The 1,054-nt window shown below is 40.6% G+C and carries 1 protein-coding gene; it reads right to left on the bottom strand.

Annotation, left to right across the window (positions count from 1 at the left end; translation table 11 throughout):
- Positions 1 to 40: 40 nt before the first annotated feature.
- Positions 41 to 934, bottom strand: coding sequence for an IS982 family transposase (locus FFM73_RS12540; protein WP_137631948.1), 894 nt, complete (start codon positions 932 to 934; stop codon positions 41 to 43).
- Between the last annotated feature and the right edge of the window lie 120 nt (positions 935 to 1,054).

Raw genomic sequence — 1,054 nt, 5'->3', positions numbered from 1 at the left:
ACGCGTAGTGCTAGTTTCGTAATATAGCTCAGGCAGTTCACTAATCTATTCTAAGCCCACTTTTTCCTTGAATTAAATTGCTATGAACCTTGATGACATTCCATAAAAACAGGGCTGCTAATCGGCTACCCAAGCCGATTAGTGTTCGAGTTCCGGGATGTTCAAAATGGCCAACGATGTTTAGATTATTAAAACCAGTTTCAATATGCCGTCGCTGATTTTTCAAAAATGCAGAATTAACCTGTCCTGACTTTCGCATGTTCTTTCGTAGTGGAAACCAGAAGTTGATTTCTTGCGATTTTAACCGCTTTTGAAGGGTTCGACTCAGGTACCCGCCATCTGCTAAGATTTGATGAGCGGGGGCTTCTCGTAAGAGTTCTTCGACGGGTTTTCGATCGTCAACATTTGCTGGTGTTAGTTCCCAGTTCACAAAATAGCCAGCGTTATCCATCACCGCATGCAGTTTGAAACCATAATAATATAGATGCTTAGTGGCGTTATAACCCTTACAAGCTATAGCACGTAAAACTTTCGCTTGGTTACTACGTCTTGCTGAGACTAGAGTGATTGGAGCACTATCAATGATTTCATAAGTACAATCATGCCGGTATCGCTTCAATAAATACTGACGAATTACCTTCATTATTTGAAACAGATTACGGCATCTACGATTGTAGCGACTCCGTTCGGGAACAACTATTCCGGCAGCCATCAAAATGTGATGGAAGTGCGTTTCCGAGGGATCACGTAAATCTATGCGGGCAAGCATACAAGCAATAATCGTGATGTCACTGACTTTCAATTGCCGGTAATTTTGACGCAAACGAAAATATTTTGGCAACAGTTGGTAAATTGGTGTGACTATTTTGACGAATTTTCGAACAGTAGCTTGAATTAAATTGGATTTTGGGATAGTTTTAAGATGACCTTGCATTTACGGTTCTTCTTTCTGGTTTAGTCACCTTAGAAGCTACCGCAAATGCGGGGTTTTTGCATATAATTTGCTTTAATCAATGGGCTACTCGACAAATGTTACAAAACTAGCACTACACGT

The organism is Secundilactobacillus hailunensis, assembly GCF_005405185.1.
Classification (GTDB): Bacteria; Bacillota; Bacilli; order Lactobacillales; family Lactobacillaceae; genus Secundilactobacillus; species Secundilactobacillus hailunensis.
The sequence above is the reverse complement of the archived record's forward strand: the minus strand, read 5'-3'. Positions and strand labels throughout refer to the sequence as shown.

Excerpts from the sequence above, each read along its gene's own strand:
- FFM73_RS12540 (WP_137631948.1), bottom strand. The coding sequence starts at position 934 with ATGCAAGGTCATCTTAAAACTATCCCAAAATCCAATTTAATTCAAGCT.